The 15,952-nt window shown below is 65.0% G+C and carries 18 protein-coding genes; 9 read left to right on the top strand and 9 right to left on the bottom strand.

Features of this window, described 5'->3' with window-relative positions; genetic code table 11:
• From ABZW96_RS32085 to ABZW96_RS32065, 5 genes are all read right to left on the bottom strand, one after another.
• Positions 1-2,205: DNA-directed RNA polymerase subunit beta (locus ABZW96_RS32085; protein WP_355079851.1), on the bottom strand; the 2,205-nt coding region annotated here is incomplete at its 3' end.
• Between the two features lie 332 nt (positions 2,206-2,537).
• A complete protein-coding gene (locus ABZW96_RS32080) occupies positions 2,538-3,737 on the bottom strand; it encodes a Cmx/CmrA family chloramphenicol efflux MFS transporter (protein WP_355079843.1) in 1,200 nt (399 codons plus the stop codon).
• Between the two features lie 250 nt (positions 3,738-3,987).
• The gene (locus tag ABZW96_RS32075) at positions 3,988-4,614 is read right to left on the bottom strand and encodes a hypothetical protein (RefSeq protein ID WP_355079841.1); all 627 of its coding nucleotides are present in this window, start codon (positions 4,612-4,614) and stop codon (positions 3,988-3,990) included.
• A 30-nt stretch (positions 4,615-4,644) separates the two neighbouring features.
• Entirely contained in the window at positions 4,645-4,986 is a 342-nt protein-coding gene (locus ABZW96_RS32070; RefSeq protein ID WP_355079839.1) for a hypothetical protein, read from the bottom strand.
• A complete protein-coding gene (locus tag ABZW96_RS32065; RefSeq protein ID WP_355079837.1) occupies positions 4,983-5,249 on the bottom strand; it encodes a hypothetical protein in 267 nt (88 codons plus the stop codon). Before ABZW96_RS32065 ends, ABZW96_RS32070 begins: the two co-directional genes overlap by 4 nt.
• Positions 5,250-5,587: 338 nt before the next feature.
• On the opposite strand from ABZW96_RS32065, the gene ABZW96_RS32060 reads away from it, so the two are divergent.
• The 3 genes from ABZW96_RS32060 to ABZW96_RS32050 all read left to right on the top strand — a co-directional run bounded on the left by ABZW96_RS32060 (position 5,588) and on the right by ABZW96_RS32050 (position 6,959).
• Positions 5,588-6,463: a helix-turn-helix transcriptional regulator gene (locus ABZW96_RS32060; protein WP_355079835.1), complete on the top strand. Its 876-nt coding sequence runs from the start codon at positions 5,588-5,590 to the stop codon at positions 6,461-6,463.
• Positions 6,460-6,669: a DUF397 domain-containing protein gene (locus tag ABZW96_RS32055; RefSeq protein ID WP_355079833.1), complete on the top strand. Its 210-nt coding sequence runs from the start codon at positions 6,460-6,462 to the stop codon at positions 6,667-6,669. Before ABZW96_RS32060 ends, ABZW96_RS32055 begins: the two co-directional genes overlap by 4 nt.
• A gap of 113 nt (positions 6,670-6,782) precedes the next feature.
• A complete protein-coding gene (locus ABZW96_RS32050) occupies positions 6,783-6,959 on the top strand; it encodes a DUF397 domain-containing protein (RefSeq protein ID WP_355079831.1) in 177 nt (58 codons plus the stop codon).
• A 130-nt stretch (positions 6,960-7,089) separates the two neighbouring features.
• On the opposite strand, the gene ABZW96_RS32045 is transcribed toward ABZW96_RS32050, so the two are convergent.
• Positions 7,090-7,509, bottom strand: coding sequence for a hypothetical protein (locus ABZW96_RS32045; protein ID WP_355079829.1), 420 nt, complete (start codon positions 7,507-7,509; stop codon positions 7,090-7,092).
• Positions 7,510-7,762: 253 nt separating this feature from the next.
• Here ABZW96_RS32045 and ABZW96_RS32040 point away from each other — a divergent pair, with 253 nt between their 5' ends.
• The 5 genes from ABZW96_RS32040 to ABZW96_RS32020 all read left to right on the top strand — a co-directional run bounded on the left by ABZW96_RS32040 (position 7,763) and on the right by ABZW96_RS32020 (position 11,662).
• Positions 7,763-8,293 (top strand): DUF3558 domain-containing protein, encoded by a 531-nt coding sequence (locus ABZW96_RS32040; RefSeq protein WP_355079827.1) that lies wholly within the window; start codon positions 7,763-7,765, stop codon positions 8,291-8,293.
• A 15-nt stretch (positions 8,294-8,308) separates the two neighbouring features.
• Complete coding sequence (locus ABZW96_RS32035; RefSeq protein WP_355079825.1) at positions 8,309-8,692, top strand: hypothetical protein; 384 nt, start codon at positions 8,309-8,311, stop codon at positions 8,690-8,692.
• A complete protein-coding gene (locus tag ABZW96_RS32030; protein ID WP_355079823.1) occupies positions 8,692-10,032 on the top strand; it encodes a hypothetical protein in 1,341 nt (446 codons plus the stop codon). Before ABZW96_RS32035 ends, ABZW96_RS32030 begins: the two co-directional genes overlap by 1 nt.
• Positions 10,033-10,040: 8 nt before the next feature.
• Positions 10,041-10,814 (top strand): ESX secretion-associated protein EspG, encoded by a 774-nt coding sequence (locus tag ABZW96_RS32025; RefSeq protein WP_355079821.1) that lies wholly within the window; start codon positions 10,041-10,043, stop codon positions 10,812-10,814.
• Positions 10,815-11,008: 194 nt separating this feature from the next.
• Positions 11,009-11,662: a Uma2 family endonuclease gene (locus tag ABZW96_RS32020; RefSeq protein ID WP_355079819.1), complete on the top strand. Its 654-nt coding sequence runs from the start codon at positions 11,009-11,011 to the stop codon at positions 11,660-11,662.
• A gap of 272 nt (positions 11,663-11,934) precedes the next feature.
• Here ABZW96_RS32020 and ABZW96_RS32015 read toward each other — a convergent pair whose 3' ends face one another.
• Entirely contained in the window at positions 11,935-13,416 is a 1,482-nt protein-coding gene (locus ABZW96_RS32015) for a nitrate/nitrite transporter (protein WP_355079817.1), read from the bottom strand.
• Between the two features lie 194 nt (positions 13,417-13,610).
• Positions 13,611-14,282 (bottom strand): FadR/GntR family transcriptional regulator, encoded by a 672-nt coding sequence (locus tag ABZW96_RS32010; protein ID WP_355079815.1) that lies wholly within the window; start codon positions 14,280-14,282, stop codon positions 13,611-13,613.
• A gap of 65 nt (positions 14,283-14,347) precedes the next feature.
• On the opposite strand from ABZW96_RS32010, the gene ABZW96_RS32005 reads away from it, so the two are divergent.
• Entirely contained in the window at positions 14,348-15,604 is a 1,257-nt protein-coding gene (locus ABZW96_RS32005; protein WP_355079813.1) for an MFS transporter, read from the top strand.
• A gap of 105 nt (positions 15,605-15,709) precedes the next feature.
• On the opposite strand, the gene ABZW96_RS32000 is transcribed toward ABZW96_RS32005, so the two are convergent.
• A complete protein-coding gene (locus tag ABZW96_RS32000) occupies positions 15,710-15,868 on the bottom strand; it encodes a hypothetical protein (RefSeq protein WP_355079811.1) in 159 nt (52 codons plus the stop codon).
• Positions 15,869-15,952 lie beyond the last annotated feature (84 nt).

The raw sequence follows: 15,952 nt of genomic DNA, 5'->3' as shown, positions 1-15,952 counted from the left end.
AACGTCCTCCTCCACCAACCGCTGCGACAGGATGATCGCGTCCTCGTAGTTGTGACCCTCCCACGGCATGATCGCCACCAGCAGGTTCTTACCCAAGGCCATCTCACCGTTCTCGGTGGCGGGGCCATCGGCGATGACCTGACCGATCTCGATTCGCTGGCCTTCGTCGACGATCGGGCGCTGGTTGGAGCAGGTGCCCTGGTTGGACCGGTTGAACTTGCGCATCCGGTAGCTCTTGCGGGTGCCGTCGTCGTGCATGACGGTGACGTAGTCGGCGGAGACCTCCTCGACCACACCGGCCTTCTCGCTGACCACCACGTCGCCGGCGTCGACCGCCGCGCGCAGCTCCATACCGGTACCCACCAGCGGCGCTTCCGAGCGGATCAGCGGAACCGCCTGCTTCTGCATGTTCGCGCCCATCAGGGCGCGGTTGGCGTCGTCGTGCTCGAGGAACGGGATCATCGCCGTCGCGACCGACACCATCTGGCGCGGCGAGACGTCCATATAGTCGATCTCGGCGGATCCGACGAGCTCTACCTCGGAATTCTTGCGGCGCACCGCGATTCGCGCGTTCACGAAGCGCCCTTCGGCGTCGAGCGGCTCGTTCGCCTGCGCCACGACATGCAGGTCTTCCTGGTCGGCGGTCAGGTAGTCCACCTCGTCGGTGACCCTGCCGTCGACCACTTTTCGGTACGGCGTCTCGATGAAGCCGAACGGATTCACTCGCGCGTACACCGACATATAGCCGATCAGGCCGATATTCGGCCCTTCCGGAGTCTCGATCGGGCACATGCGGCCGTAGTGGCTGTAGTGCACATCGCGGACTTCCAGACCGGCGCGCTCCCGGGACAGACCACCCGGGCCCAGCGCCGAGAGACGGCGTTTCTGGGTCAAGCTCGCCAGCGGGTTGCGCTCATCCAAGAATACGGACAGCTGCGAGGTTCCGAAGAACTCCTTGAGCACCGCGACGACGGGACGAATGTTCATCAGGGTCTGCGGCGTGATCGCCTCGACGTCCTGAGTGGTCATCCGCTCGCGGACCACGCGCTCCATACGGGAGAGGCCGACCCGGACCTGGGACTGGATCAACTCGCCGACGGTGCGCAGCCGACGGTTGCCGAAATGGTCGATGTCGTCGACCTCGACCCGGACCTCGACGCCGCCGGGAGCGGTCATGGTCTTCTCGCCCGCGTGCAGCCGCAGCAGGTATTCGATGATCGTGACGATGTCGTCCTCGGTGAGCGCCGGCGAGCCGCCGCTGCGGATGCCGAGTTTCTTGTCGACCTTGTACCGGCCAACGCGCGCCAGGTCGTAGCGCTTCTCCTTGAAGAACAGGTTCTCCAACAGGGTCTGCGCGGACTCCTTCGTCGGCGGCTCGCCCGGACGCAGCTTGCGGTGGATGTCGAGCAGCGCCTCATCGGTGCCCGATGTGCTGTCCTTCTCCAGGGACGTCATCATCACTTCGGAGAAACCGAAGCGCTCGACGATCCGCTCACTCGTCCAGCCGAGCGCCTTGAGCAGCACCGTCACGGGTTGGCGGCGTTTGCGGTCGATGCGCACACCCACGGTGTCGCGCTTGTCCACATCGAACTCCAGCCACGCGCCACGGCTCGGGATGACCCGCACACTGTGCAAGTCCTTCTCCGTGCCCTTGTCGACACTGTGGTCGAAATACACACCCGGCGAACGCACCAACTGCGACACCACGACCCGCTCGGTGCCGTTGATGATGAACGTGCCCTTATCGGTCATCATCGGGAAATCACCCATGAAGACCGTCTGGCTCTTGATCTCACCGGTGTTGTTGTTGATGAACTCCGCCGTCACGAACAACGGAGCCGCATACGTCATGTCCTTGTCCTTGCACTCATCGATCGAGGCCTTGACCTCTTCGAAGCGGGGATCGGAGAGCGTCAGCGCCATGGAGCCGGAGAAGTCCTCGATCGGGCTGATCTCCGCGAGCACCTCCGCCAATCCACCGGCGCCGGATTCGCCGCGCGCGGTGGCCCGTTCGCGCCAGGCGGGCGTGCCGATCAACCATTCGAACGAATCGGTCTGGACTTCCAGCAAGCCCGGCACTTCGAGGGGCTCGCGGATCTTCGCGAACGAGAGCCGTTTCGGCGAGGGGGAGGCTCCGGAATCGGCGGGCGTTGCGGCATAGACGTCGGTCTGGCTCGAGACTGTCAAGATGCGTCCTTCCAGCACCTCATGACGCCCATACGTTCGCGTGGGCGTCACGGTATCTGCTTGTCCTGTGGGCGGTAATTCACATGGCGCACCGTGCTGGACCGTGTCCGAACATGACTCGACAACAACGGGTAGAAGGTGGCACGCAGACTGTGCCACTTTCCACGGTCAATTCGTATTTCGAGAGTTGGACAGCACGCGACCCGGCGCGAAGCCCTAAATTACACCCGATTTCGACCGATGTCGAGAGACAACAAGAAAGAAGACACGCCATTTCCTGTGTCTTCCCATATTTATGGTGACATCTCGATCCTTCGTTCGTCAAGTCTATTAGCGGTAATTCGCCAGCATTACTCGAGCGGGTCTCCTGCCGCGGCGGTCGCCGCCGGTGATGCGACCGGTTGCCTCGCCGCCCGCACGACCGTGGCCGCGGCGAGTGTGAGAACCGTGCCACACCACAACGCCTTCGCGGGCTGACCGGTGTGATCGACGACCACGGCGGCGGTGACAGGGCCGAGCGCAGCGCCGATATTGAACGCCGTGGTGGCCAGCGCACCCGCGATCCGCGGCGCGGCGGGCGCCGAGGTCTGCACGATCGTCGTGATCAGTGTCGATCCCACTCCGAACGCGACCGCCCCGGACACCGTCGCCATGATCGCGACGCCGGGCAGTGCCTGCGCGGTCAGAGCGGCCAGTAACCACACCCCGACGAGCCCACTCGTTCCTACGGTGACGATCCGCTCGCGATGACGGTCGCTGTGGCGGCCGCAGACCGTCACACCGACGAACGAACCGATGCCGAACAAGGCCAGCACGATCGGAACCCAGCGGCTGTCCGCTGTGGAGAGCCCTGCGGTGATCGAACCGAGGAACGTGAACCCCGCGAACGTCGCCGCGTTGACCAGCACCGCGACCAGCACCGAGGTGAGTACCGGCCGTTCGCCGAGTACCGCCCACTCCCGCAGCAAAGAGGACTCGGCTGTGGCCGGGCGATCACCGGTGCGAGCCGTACGGGGCACCATCGCCCACACCGGAATCACCGCTGCCCCGCTGACGATCGCGACAGCCCCGAACGCGATACGCCAATCCCAGATCTGCCCCAGCGCAGTGCCGGCCGGTACCCCCGCGATACACGCCACGGTCACCCCGGACACCACCACCGAGGTCGCGCGACCCACCATGGACGAGCCGACCAAGTGCGGCAGAGCGGCCAGCGCGATTGCCAGGAATCCCGCGTTGGCGACCGCCGCGACGACCCGCGTCATCAGCAGCACCGTGAACTCGCTGGTCACGGCGCCGACGACATGAGCAGCGCAGAACACCGCCAAGAACGCCGCTATCGAGTGCCGGACCGGCAACCTGCCCGCCGCCATCGCCATCACCGGCGCGCCGAGCACCATGCCCGCCGCGAACAGTGAGGTCAGCAGACCGGCGGTGCCGAGCGAGACTCCGACATCGACGGCGATCGCCTCCAGCAACCCCGACACCATGAACTCGGACGTGCCCTGCGCGAACACCGCGACAGCCAGCACGAACACCACAATGGGCATAAAAGGAACTCCCGGATACAGGGCGCGACAAAGCGCCCGAGATGGTCGCGGAAATCGGGTGAACCGTCACCCTCCGCGGAGAGACCAGCTTTGTCCGGCGTTGCGAAATAACCACTCGGTCGCGCTACGACCAGCGGTTCCGCATTCACAACGCCGCCCGGCGCGTATGCCGGGCGGCTACCGTCTGGACGACTCCGGGGAATTCACGACCACACCATAACAACGCGTGCAGGCGCGGCCAACGCGATTTTCAGTGACCCCGTAGGCGGGCTATGGCGGCGTGGTTCGCGGACGGATCGAGCGTTATGGCCGCCGCCCACACATGCGCCGCTACGGCGCGCTGGTCGAACAGGGCTATCCAGGCGTCGGTGCACCGGCGGGTGTCGCCCACCGAGGTGGGCGTCGGTCCGAGTTCGGGCAGGTGGGTGTACGTCAGCGACGTGTAGGTGCGTCCTCGGGCGTCGAATATCGTTGCCGCGCAGATGGGATCGGCGGTGGCGCGTTCGCTCGATCGGCCCGCGGCCTGCATCGCCTCGTGCGGGCTGGTGAATATCTCGCCCACCGTCAGGTAGGCGAGCCCGAACGCCCACAGGCGGCCGGTGAATCGTCGGATCAGCCATTCGGCCGAATCCAGGACGGGTGAGCGTTCGGCGTCGGGGTCGAGGACTATCGGGGTGTGGGCCGCGTCGTGCGCGGTGGCGCTTCCGGTGCGGGCGAATCCCCAGAAATGCACGGTCTCGCTGTCGGCGGCGTCTGCGCGACGCTCGGCCAGCATGGCCGCGAGTAGCGAATCGATCGTGGCGCTGGGCGGGTATCGGATGGCGGAACTCGTCGGCTTGCGCGACCTGTCCTGTGGTCGATTTCGTCGATCGGGCATTTTCGCTCTCTGGAGGGGGCGTGGAATCGGTCAGGCGAACTCACCCGGCTGGGGCGGTCCGGGAGGATCCGTGGTGCGTGCTCCGTGTGCGGGCAGCAGAATGTCCCAGAACTCGATGCGCACCGCGTCCCACAGCCGGAAGTGGCGCGGGAACCATTCGCGGACCTGCGCCAGATCCGGCAGTGCGCGCTCATCGAAGGCGACGAACCCGTTCTCGCCCAGCGGGATCGGCACGGTGTCGCCGTTGTTGCGCAGCCGGTAGGCGGGTGTGGGATCGGCTTTGTCACGCAAGAACACGATTTCGATGCGACTGCCCACCACTCGCCAGCCGGCCTGTGCGGTTCCCGTTGTCGTCCGATGCAATCGGCTCATCCCCGGAAGGATTCCGGTGGGGCCGCCAACGCCGACAATTGCTCCAGCACAGCTTGAATCGTGCGCACGTCGAGAGCGCGGTCGGCGTTGTCGTGTCCGTCATGGGACGGGAACCGGAGTCCTCGGGCGGCGGCGCGTTCCCGGTGGCTCACCGCCTGCGGTATCAGCCGACCGGTGATGACGAGTGTGCGATACGCCGCGGCCTTCCACGCGCACCGCTCGATCCGGCAGGCCAGGTGCGCCCGCATCTGTTCGTGCGCCAACCGCACATCGGCGCGACGGCAGATTCCGGGCGGAACGAGGAGGCCGTCCGTGGCTTCGCGACGCCCAGGCCGCTGCGGCCCGGTGCCGTGACTCGTCGGCTGTTGATCGCACGTAATCGGTATCGATGCGCGAGAATTCGTGACGAAATCGAGTTCTGTTCCGTGTTGTTCGGGCATGTGCATATGCTGCGAACGTGCTCACGACGGGGAGCTCGAATCGACCGGTGCCCGGCAATCGGCGCATACGCGCTGAGCGCTTCCCGAGTGCGCGGATGTCGATTCTCGCCGTGGGAAAAAGCAGGTCACACCGTGGGACAGCAGGGGAGGACGCAACGGAAATGGTCGGTACCAAGTCGGACGTCAGCCGGACGACGCTGCCGCGTCGCCAGTTGGGCCGCGCACTGCGCGACGCACGTCAGGCCAACGGCTACACCCTCGAGCAGGTAGCCGAGGTCCTGGAGATCAGCCGATCCGCGCTGGGACGGCTGGAACTGGGGCAGAACGAGAAGATCAAGGTTCGGGACATCGAGTTCATCTGCGAGTACTACGGGCTGCCGGAGGAGCGGACGGAATATTTGAAGTCGCTCGTGGTCCACTCCGGTACGAAGGTGTGGTGGCAGGATTACCGCAGCCTGATCCGCCCCGGCTTCAACACGTATTTGCAGCTGGAGGCGGCAGCAACAGAGCTTCACTTCTTCCAGTCGTTGGTCATTCCTGGACTTCTGCAGACCGCCGACTATGCACGGAACGTGGAAGCGTATCCGCCGACTTCCACTATGGATGAGATCGAGCGACGTGTGGCTCTGCGAGTGAAGCGATCCACGATACTCACCCGCCGCCACAGGCCGATGCGAGCGGAGTTCCTACTGCATGAGGCGGTGCTACGGACTGTGGTCGGCTCCGCTCGAATTATGGCGCGTCAGCATCATCATATTGCGGATTTGAGTGCGCAGGAGAACGTCTCGATCCGGGTCGTGCCGTTCACGGCTGGCTTCCCAGCCGGGTCGGCGATACCGCCATACATAATCATCGATTTTTTGCACAACGAGCCGTCGGTCGTATACACCGAAGGTGCCGTCGGCACAATGATCTTCGAGGAAGATGACGATGTAGCGCGATTTCGGGACATCTTTGAGGCCCTCCGTGGCGCTGCTCTGCAAGAACAACCATCGAGAGATTTACTGCGAACCATGGCAAGGAGATACGAGCAGTGACCAGCGACCTACCCGGAGCGCAGTGGTTCAAGTCGAGCCACAGCGGTGGTGGCGAATCGTGTGTGGAAGTCGCTTGGCTCGACTCTGGTCATGTCGGAGTCCGTGATTCGAAGAACCCGACCGGACCGGCTTTGACCTTTACCCCGGGAGGATGGGACGCCTTCACCGTACGCGTCGCGGATGGTGCGTTCAACCAGTCATTCTGATCTGTGCGGCAGTGGGAGCGAACAGACAAGTGCCGGGACTCCGGCCGCCATGCCGAACTTGAAGAGGGACGATCGAGAGACTTGCTCAGGAATATGACCAGGAGATGCGAACAATGATCATCGACCTATCTGGAGCGAAGTGGTTCAAGTCTGCCCACAGTGGTGAGGCCGATGCGTGCGTCGAGGTCGCGTGGCTCGAGGCCGGACGCGTCGGTGTCCGTGATTCAAAGAGCCCGACCGGTCCGGCGCTGATCTTCGCTCCGGGCCAATGGGACTCCTTCACCGCGTGAGTTACGACTGGCACTCTGATCTGTGAGTCGGCGTAGACAACAGACAGCCCGGATCTCGGCTCCGTAGCCGAGGTCCGGGCTGTCTCCTCACGGACGATGACGCAGGTCAAGCGCTAACGGTGCGTCCGGTTCAACGGCGGCTGAGCCAGACCGCTGCCAGCGGGTACGGGGCAATAATCGGAGTCCCAGCGATATTCACCGTTCCGCTCCAAAGCCCTTGCCGGGGGTCGATGTCATGCAGGTCGAGCCCGAAGGGCACGAAGTCGAACGAAACATACGTCTCGTCCGAGCCGACCGGCGTCTGATGCCCTCCCCGGCTGGACCCGCCACAGGCCAGCTCCACCGTCCTGCCATCCACAAAGACTTGCAGATCGCAGTTCTCGATCGGCGACCCGATTACATTGGAGGGACCCCGCCCGATGTGATAGGTACCAGGCGGGATAACACCGTTGCGCGGAAATTCCGGATCGTCAGCGGAGGCGACGGCGGGTGCGATAGAGACTGCGGCAGCGGCCAGCGCAAACCCGGCCACGATCTTGCCGAACTTCATGATTCCAACCCCTTCGAATACTCGTCGAACTCAGTCCTATGTCCTAGCTTTCGTCCATCTCGTTACTGCCTGCCACCATAGATCGGCCCCGAACTCCCTGCGTCCCAGTATGGAGATGGTCTCCAGATCCGGACCACTGCCGCATGATGCAGCGACGCGCACGGCTCCTCCTGGCCGGCGCAGGCAGAGAGCGCCAGGCGGCTCGTCTGCTAGTGTTGGCGCACTTGAGTCGTTACGGGTCGAGAGGGTGGGGATGAGTCGTCGAATCCTGTTGGCACTGCTCATCGGAGCGCTGGCGACCGGAGTCGTGGGATGCGAAGACACCACGAGCGGATCGCCCACCACGGGTTCCGGCACCACTGCGGCACAAGCTCTCTTCAACCCGTGCACGGGAATCCCCGATGATGCGCTGCGCGCGGCGGGGGTCGATCCCGCATCCGAAGAGAGTGGTATCGCAGGCGTGCACCAGTCCGGCTGGGAAATCTGTGCCTGGGATGGACCGAAATACTTCATAACGGTGTACTCCACCAGTCGCACGGTGGTGGAGTTCGAGCATAAGCCTGGAAACGTCGAGTTTCGGGACGTTACGGTCGCCGGTCGGCAAGGTCGTCAATTCAAAGTTGAGGGTGCGTCGAAGAACCTCGGTTGTGACGTACTTTTCCCCGTCTCGCAGGGAATTGTGCAATTGAGCGTCCTGAACCGTGCTGGCATGGAGGGCCTGGACGACCCATGCGCGGTCCTCTATCGCGTTGGTCCGTCGATTGTGCCTTCGCTACCGCATTGATCAGGGAGGGATCTTATGAGTGAGGCCGATGCGGCGCTCTGGAGTCGGCTCGTCGACCAGGCGCGAGGTGGGGAACTTTACCTCGATGACGAGAACGCTGCATACGCTTGCGCGAAAGCATGCGACCAACGCATAACCGAGCTGCAGGAGTTCATCCGGTTGGCGCGAGCTACTCAAAATGTCTCTGGTTTCGGTGATTTCAATATGGCCGATGGCTTGACCAAGAAGTTCTTGAAGCAGGCTATAGGGGAGCCTCATTCGATCGACCAAGTCCTCCAAGAGCACATCGAGACCGTGAAGAACATGCGTGAGGTCATGGCGATCTCGTTCAAGCGCATCACCGGGAAGGACATCGAGAACGCGACGCAGTTCACGAACACCACCGAGCAGGTGCGCTGATGGGTAACCCGTTCGACTCTCTGCGAGTCTTCGATATGGGGGAACTCGGTTCGACGATGCTTCGCAACGTCACCAATTGGATATCGGGTGAGGAGTTGCAGCCGGACGTCGATGTGGCCGGGGTGCAGGACAAGTACAACCGGCAGCGCGACGGTGTGCGAGGCCGGGCCTCCGATGTCGGGTTCCAGGGCGAATTCCGGCCGAGGGAGGTTCTCGACGCGGACGAGTTCGAGCGGCACGATATCGCGACGCTGCGTGGCAAGGTCGATCAGATCGATTTGAAAGCGGTCGGTGACCTGGTGACCGCGTGGAACACCATCGCCGATCGGCACCAAACCTCTTTGGACACCTTTACGAAAGCCATGGCGCGGGCTACCGACGACAGTGTGTGGCGGGGTGAGGCACGCAATGCCGCAGCGAGTGCGGTCGGCGACTATGCCGCACAAGGTGCCCAGGTTTCGAACGCGGCCCGGCTGACCGGCAACAAGCTGGCCGAATTGCTGACCGGGCTGGAGCCGACCAAGCAATTGGTCCCGCACGCGCCGGAACATCGCAGCGGAATCGGCAACGCTCTCGCCTTCGTCGCCGGGCGGGGATGGCGCAATGACGATGTCGCCGAGTACAACACGAAGACCGAGGCAGTTCGCGTGTTGAGAACCGTCTACGCTCCGGTCGTGATGGAGTCCGATACCAATGTGCCGGTGATTCCCCGTCCGGCGACCACCGCGAATCCGGGTGGTACCGGCGATAACAGCGGACCGCGGAGCACGAACACTGGCAACGGGAATCCTTCGGGAACTTCGTCGCCCAGTTCGGATCGCTCCGGTACGAACTCCACCGAAGATCCGACGACTCAGCCGAGCAATCAACTCTCGGACGACGCCTCGAAAACATCGGAGTCGACCAATACCGACCCGTCGTCCACTACACAGGACTCGACCACACCGGCTTCCACCACGCCCTCTTCGACAACGTCCGCCTCGACGACTCCTACGCCGAGCACATCGCCGACCAGTCCTAATAGCCCGCATCTGAGCACGCCAGGCAGTCCGGGAAGTCCGACCGGTCCCGGTGCACCCGGTGTCTCGGTGCCGTCGAAAGGCACACCGAACAGCACCAACGCGGTTCCGGCCGCCGCGCGGACCGGCACCTCTCCCGGCCGCGCCGGTGCGAGCGGAATGGGCGGAATGGCTCCCGGTGCGCGCGGCGGCAAGTCCGACGAGGAATCCACCAAGGGCATTCCGGATTACCTGATCACTCAGGAACACGGCAATGAGCTCATCGGCCTGGACGAGTTGCCCGGGACGGTACCGCCGGTCATCGGGGACAACCCGCGATAAGGACGCCCATGCCCGAGGTGCAGAACTGGCGGTTCACCGCGCTCGAATTCCGGACGCTGTGGGAGTCCACCGGCCGGGACGTGCTGCCATATCCCTTGCAGCACCAGTACGTGACGGAATTTCGGTCGGAGAGTCTGCGGTTACGGCAGGCAGCGGCGCAGTCGTTGCGCCCACGCATCGATGACGAGTTGTTGCGGGCAGTGGAGGTGCTGCTGGCGCCGGAGGCCCGGGTGGAAGTGGCCGGGTTCGCCGGTAAGCGTCGCAACCGCAGGCTGCGGGCGCATGCGGGCGTGCACTACGAGCACGGCGCGGTCGCGGTGCAGGAACCGGGACCGGACCCCGAACACGGCGGTGACGTGGTGCTGACGCTGTTACCCGCCGGTGCGGTGGCGCGGGCCGTGGTCGACGTTTTCCCCGTCTGCGGCCCGGGGCAGGGGAAACAGTTGCAGGCTTCCGCGAAGGAGTTGGCGCGGCCGAGGCCGCCGGTCCGCGACGCTTGGCGACCGACGCCGCGGGAGGAGTTCGAGCGGTTCTTCACCCGGGCAATGACGTTGATCGGTCACGTCGGCGTTTACGCGATGGGTAGCGTCGACAACCGGCATACGCACGGCCGCAAAGATTTCCAGCTCAACGACGTCGAAAACGACGGCCGCTACGTCACTTTCGGCGCGGATCTGCTGACGATCAAACCCACCACCGCCGAGCGCGTCGCCGCCACCTTGCAGCAAATGATCAGCAGAACGGTCAAGGAAGTGCGCGACGGGGTCCACCTACCGTATTGACCGGAGTGGCCGGGCGCGCCCAACCCTCCGCAGACGCGGTGGCCTGCGGGATCAACTGAACACGGTACGGACATCACCTGGTTCTACTCCCGGGTGGTCTTGTCACCGGGGACCGCGCAACCTGACCAAGCAGCACCGTGTCGACCGCCGCTCGGTAGCCCCTCCTGGGTGGGCAGGTCATCTACTATCGCGGCATGCCCGTTCCGCGTATCGAGCGGCCCGACCTCCCCGAGTACATGACCTGGGAGGAGTTGGAGCGACTCCCGGAGGAGATCGCGAGTCAGATCGAGTTGTGGAACGGCCGCGTGGTCTGGGTGCGCCGCGGTCCCTCCGAACATCAAACGTTCACGAATTTGATGTGGAGCGCCTTGCGCCGCTGCGCCGGGCAATACATGTCCGAGCACACACAGCATTGCTGGCGCGTCACGACGAAGACGAATGTCTTTCTGGGCCGCACTGGCAAGTCCGATTTCCTTACTCCCGACTTCCTCGTTCACAGGTGTCTCGAAACCCCGTATCAGGATGTCCGTGGCGGCGACACCTTGCTGGTCGGGGAGGTCCTGTCGCCATCAAACACCCAGGCTGACATCGAGGCGAAGAAGGTTCGGTACGCGAGCGCCGGAATTCCATGGTATTGGGAAGTGACTCTGGCTCGGGAAGCGAGCGCCATCGCCATTGTCCGTGCCTACGCGGTCGAGACCGGGCATGCTCAGCTTCCGGAGGGGGTTCATCCGCTCCACGCGTCCAACCACCTCATGGTCGGTGAATGGGTACCCGGTGATTCGGGCGGCATCGAGATCGACTATCCATTCCCGATCGCCATTCCGTGGTCCGAACTCGAATTCTGAACCAGGTCAGAGGGTTGCGGTGGCCTATGGTCAGGACGAAGTCGGGACCCACGGTCCTGAATCGAGTCGGTGAGTCGATCACTGCCGGGTTGCACGACGCAACCGAACGTCCGCGCGTCGTCCCGGTGCAGGCCGGGACCCGTTGCCGGACCCGGGATTTCACCTGGGCGACGGGCGGACGTTCGGTTGTGGGGTGGGCGGCTCCGCCGGAGGGGGCGGCGGATGTGACGCCCGTGTCCCGCGGGGTCCGGACCGCGGGACAGGCCGATCGGTCAGACGTTCGCGTAGGCCAGCGAGGGGACGCGCTGGATGGCGAACGAGGACCGCAGGTAGAACCACCAGGTGATGGCCGCCATCACCAGGAACGCACCGGCGTAGGCCCAGAACGCGGGGGCCATGCTGTGCAAGTGGGTGTTGGACAACCGCAGCGCCTGCTGCAACAGCCAGCCACCGGAGGCGCCGACCGCGCCGATGACGCCGATCGCCGCGCCCGCCTGACGTTTGGCCGAGGCGGCGGCTTCGGTGAGGTCGAGGCCGTGCTCGGCGGCGTACTTCTTGGACTCCGCGCTGAAGATGGTCGGGATCATCCGGTAGGTCGAGCCGTTGCCGATGCCGGTGAGCACGAACAGCAGCAGGAACGCGATCAGGTACAGCGGGAAGCTCTTCAGTTCCAGCCCGGCCATGATCAGCGCGACCGCGACCGCCATGCCGCCGAAGACGTACAGGGTGATCTTCGCGCCGCCGACCTTGTCCGACACCCAGCCGCCGAACGGACGGCTGAACGACCCGACCAGTGCGCCGAGGAACGCGAGGTTACCGAGCGTGGTGATCCAGCCGATCTTCGCCAGGTCCGGGAAGTTGGCCTTGATCAGGGTCGGGAAGGCGAAGGAGAAACCGATGAACGATCCGAAGGTGCCGATGTAGAGGATCGCCATCACCCAGGTGTGCCGGTTGGTGAGCGCGCGCCGGTAGGACTTCCCATCGGACTTGGCGGTGCCGATGCTGTCCATGTAACGCAGCGCGCCGAACGCGGCGGCCAGGATGAACGGCACCCAGACCAGCACCGACAGCGTGATGCCGAAGCGATAGCCGCCCGGATCCTTGGCCATGATGTGCGTGCCGAGGGTGATCAGCAACGGCAGGACCAGCTGGGTCTGGGCGACGCCCAGGTTGCCGCCCGCCGCGTTGATGCCCAGCGCCGCTCCCTTCTTGCCCTCGGGGAAGAAGAAGTTGATGTTGGCCATCGAGGAGGAGAAGTTGCCGCCTCCGACGCCCGCGAGCGCCGCGAGCAACAGGAACACCCACATCGGCGTGCCCGGCTGGTTGACGAAGTAGGCCAGGCCGAGTGTGGGAAACAGCAGCATCCCCGCACTGAAGACGGTGAACGCCCGGCCGCCGAACCGGGGAACGGCGAAGGTGTACGGAATGCGCAGCGCGGCGCCGACCAGGGTGGGGGTGGAGGTCAGCAGCAGCGCGTTGCTCACCGCGGTGGGGTTGCCCTTGCCGAGCCCGGCGAGGAAGTCGAATCCGGCGGCGCCCATGCTGGTCACCACGGTGCCCCAGATGACCCAGATGCTGAAGCCGAGATTCTCGGCGAACACGGAGAAGATGAGATTCTTGCGCGCGGTTTTCGCACCGCCGGATGCCCAGAACGTCGGATTGTCGGGATCCCAGTGGTCGAGCCACCGGCCACGTTTCTGATATTCGAAAGTCGTTGGCTGCGACTGCTGGCCGGTGGCTGCTACGGCGGTCATCGGCTTCCTCTCGATTCGGCTCGACCGGCCCTCATCGCGGCGCAGTGCCGCCGGCGGCTGTCGAGTGCCTAGCTACGGTCGAGACAAAGGTATGAGCCGCTTGTTGCGTCCCCGTGGCCCTCGATGACGTTCCCGGCAAATCCGACTCACATTGCGCGGCCGGGAATGGTGACCACTTGGTTACCTGACGCCATTTACCGCGCGTCCGGATATTCCGCGATGAGAGAGTTGAGGAAGCAGCGTGTCGCGGAGGCGGCCCGTTCGGGATCGCCGTCGATCACGGCGTGCACGAGCGCGGCGTGTTCGTCGGTATAGGAGTCATCCGATTTGGCGGTCCGCGCGCGGATGACCTGTTCGATGATGGGCAGCAGCGAATCGTAGAACTCGAGATACACCGCGTTGTGGCTCGCGACGACGATCGCGCGGTGCAACTGGACGTCCGCCTCGATCGCGGAGGCGGGGTCGTCTTCCCATTTCTTGTCGCGTTCGGCCAGCAGGCGCAGCAGGTTCGCGATGTCGGAGTCGTCGCGGCGGCGCGCGGCCAGGCCCGCGGCGGTGACGTCCAGCGCGAGGCGCAGCTCCAGCACGTCGCGTTCCTCGGCGTCGGCGAAGTACTTGCCGAGGGTCCCGCCGAGGTCGGAGGCCGCGATCACGTAGGTTCCCGACCCTTGGCGACGCTCCAGCATGCCGGCGTGCACGAGGGCCTGGACGGCCTCGCGCACTGTGTTGCGGCCGGTGCCGGTGAGCTCGGTGAGCTCCGGCTCCGTGGGGATGCGGGAGCCGATCGGCCAACGGCCGGAACGGATTTCGGCACGCAGCTGCTCGGTGACCTGGGCGATGAGGCTGGTGCGCCGGACGGGTTGCACCTCGACAGAGTACCGCCCATCACAAATCGTTGCCGCACTTCATCCGGTCATCCTATGATTTCTCGGTGTCTGCGACCCTTCCCGAAACCGAGGCTCGCCAGGAATCCGTCCTGGTCGAGCGCCGTCGACGTGCGCTGATCGAGGGCCGGGCGCTGGTCCTGGCAGCCATCGTGATGTCGGCGCTCACCCTACGAGTCGCGGTCACCGCGTTCAGCCCGCTCGCCGAGCGGATCGGCGCCGAAATCGGTTACGGCACCGCCGTTGTCGGCGTCTTCGGGATGCTCCCCACCGCCATGTTCGCGCTGTCCGGGCTGCTCACCCCGGTCTTGGCGGTCCGGCTCGGGCTGGAGCGCACCGCGCTGACGGCCATGCTGATGGCGGGTGCGGGCATGTCGATCCGGGTGCTCATGTCGGGCACCGCCGAACTGCTGGTGTTCTCCGCGCTCGCCCTCGCGGGCATGGGTATCGGCAACGTGGTGATCCCGCCGCTGGTGAAGCGGTACTTCCCGGATCGCCTGGCCGGGATCAGCTCGCTGTACATAGTGATGGTGCAGCTCGGCACGGTCGTGCCCGCCGTCACCGCGGTCCCGGTGGCGGACGCGCACGGCTGGCGCGTCTCGCTCGGCGTGTGGGGTCTGCTCGGCTTCGCCGCTGCGGTGCCGTGGGTGGCGGTGCTGCGCGGCCGTCGCGGGCACGACGGCGCGGACCGCACGGCCGTGCCGGTGCGGGAGCCGCACAGCGGGCGGGTGTGGCGTTCGCCGATCGCCTGGGGCATGGCGGGCATGTTCGGCATGACCTCGCTCACCACCTACGCGATGTTCGCCTGGTTGCCGAAGATCCTGAGCGAGGCCGGTGCGAGCGCGGCGTACGGCGGAGCCATGGTCGGTCTGTTCGCCGTGGTCGGCCTGGTCGCCGCGCTCAGCGCGCCGACCGTGGTGGCCCGATTCCGCAATCCGTTCCCCGTGGTGGTGGGTTGCGCGGCGCTGTTCTTCATCGCGTTCGCCGGGCTGCTGGTCGCGCCGATGGCGGCGCCGATCCTGTGGGTGGTCGTACTCGGCCTCGGTCCGAGCACCTTCCCGATGGCGCTGACGCTGATCAACCTGCGCACCCGCACGCCTGCCGGGTCGGCCGCGCTGTCCGGCTTCACCCAGGGCGTCGGCTACGCGGTGGCCTGCGTGGGTCCGCTGTTGTTCGGCGTGCTGCACACGGCCACGGGCGGCTGGCTGGCTCCGTTCGCGATGCTCGGCGTCGCCGTGCTGGTGCTGCTGGCCGGTGCGTGGCAGGCATGCAAGCCGCGCGTGCTCGAGGACACCTGGAATTGACGCGCGCGGCCGTCGGCCGGAAATCTCACAGTTCGGGTTGCGCGGCTGTGCGAACAGGGTCAGGATGGGCGCATTCGAATTGCACGGAGTAGCGCGCGTCACACCTCACCGGTCGGCGAATTCGAGATAAGCCTTTTCGTGACGCACGGAAACTGTTGCGTCACATGCCTGAAACATTTGGTCGAAACTCACCTCCCGGAACCGGTAATCGTGAGCAACCGTTGATTTGACGGTCATTTCGCGCAGCATTTCGGCAATACCCATTTCCTACCGTGGGGCCAACCGACTTTGGGAGGCCCCGTTGAGCACGCTGACGCGTAACCGTCTGGAAGCGCTGGGACGGACGAA

Source organism: Nocardia sp. NPDC004168, from assembly GCF_040610355.1.
Lineage (GTDB): Bacteria > Actinomycetota > Actinomycetes > Mycobacteriales > Mycobacteriaceae > Nocardia > Nocardia sichangensis.
This window is presented reverse-complemented; position numbering and strand designations above follow the sequence as displayed.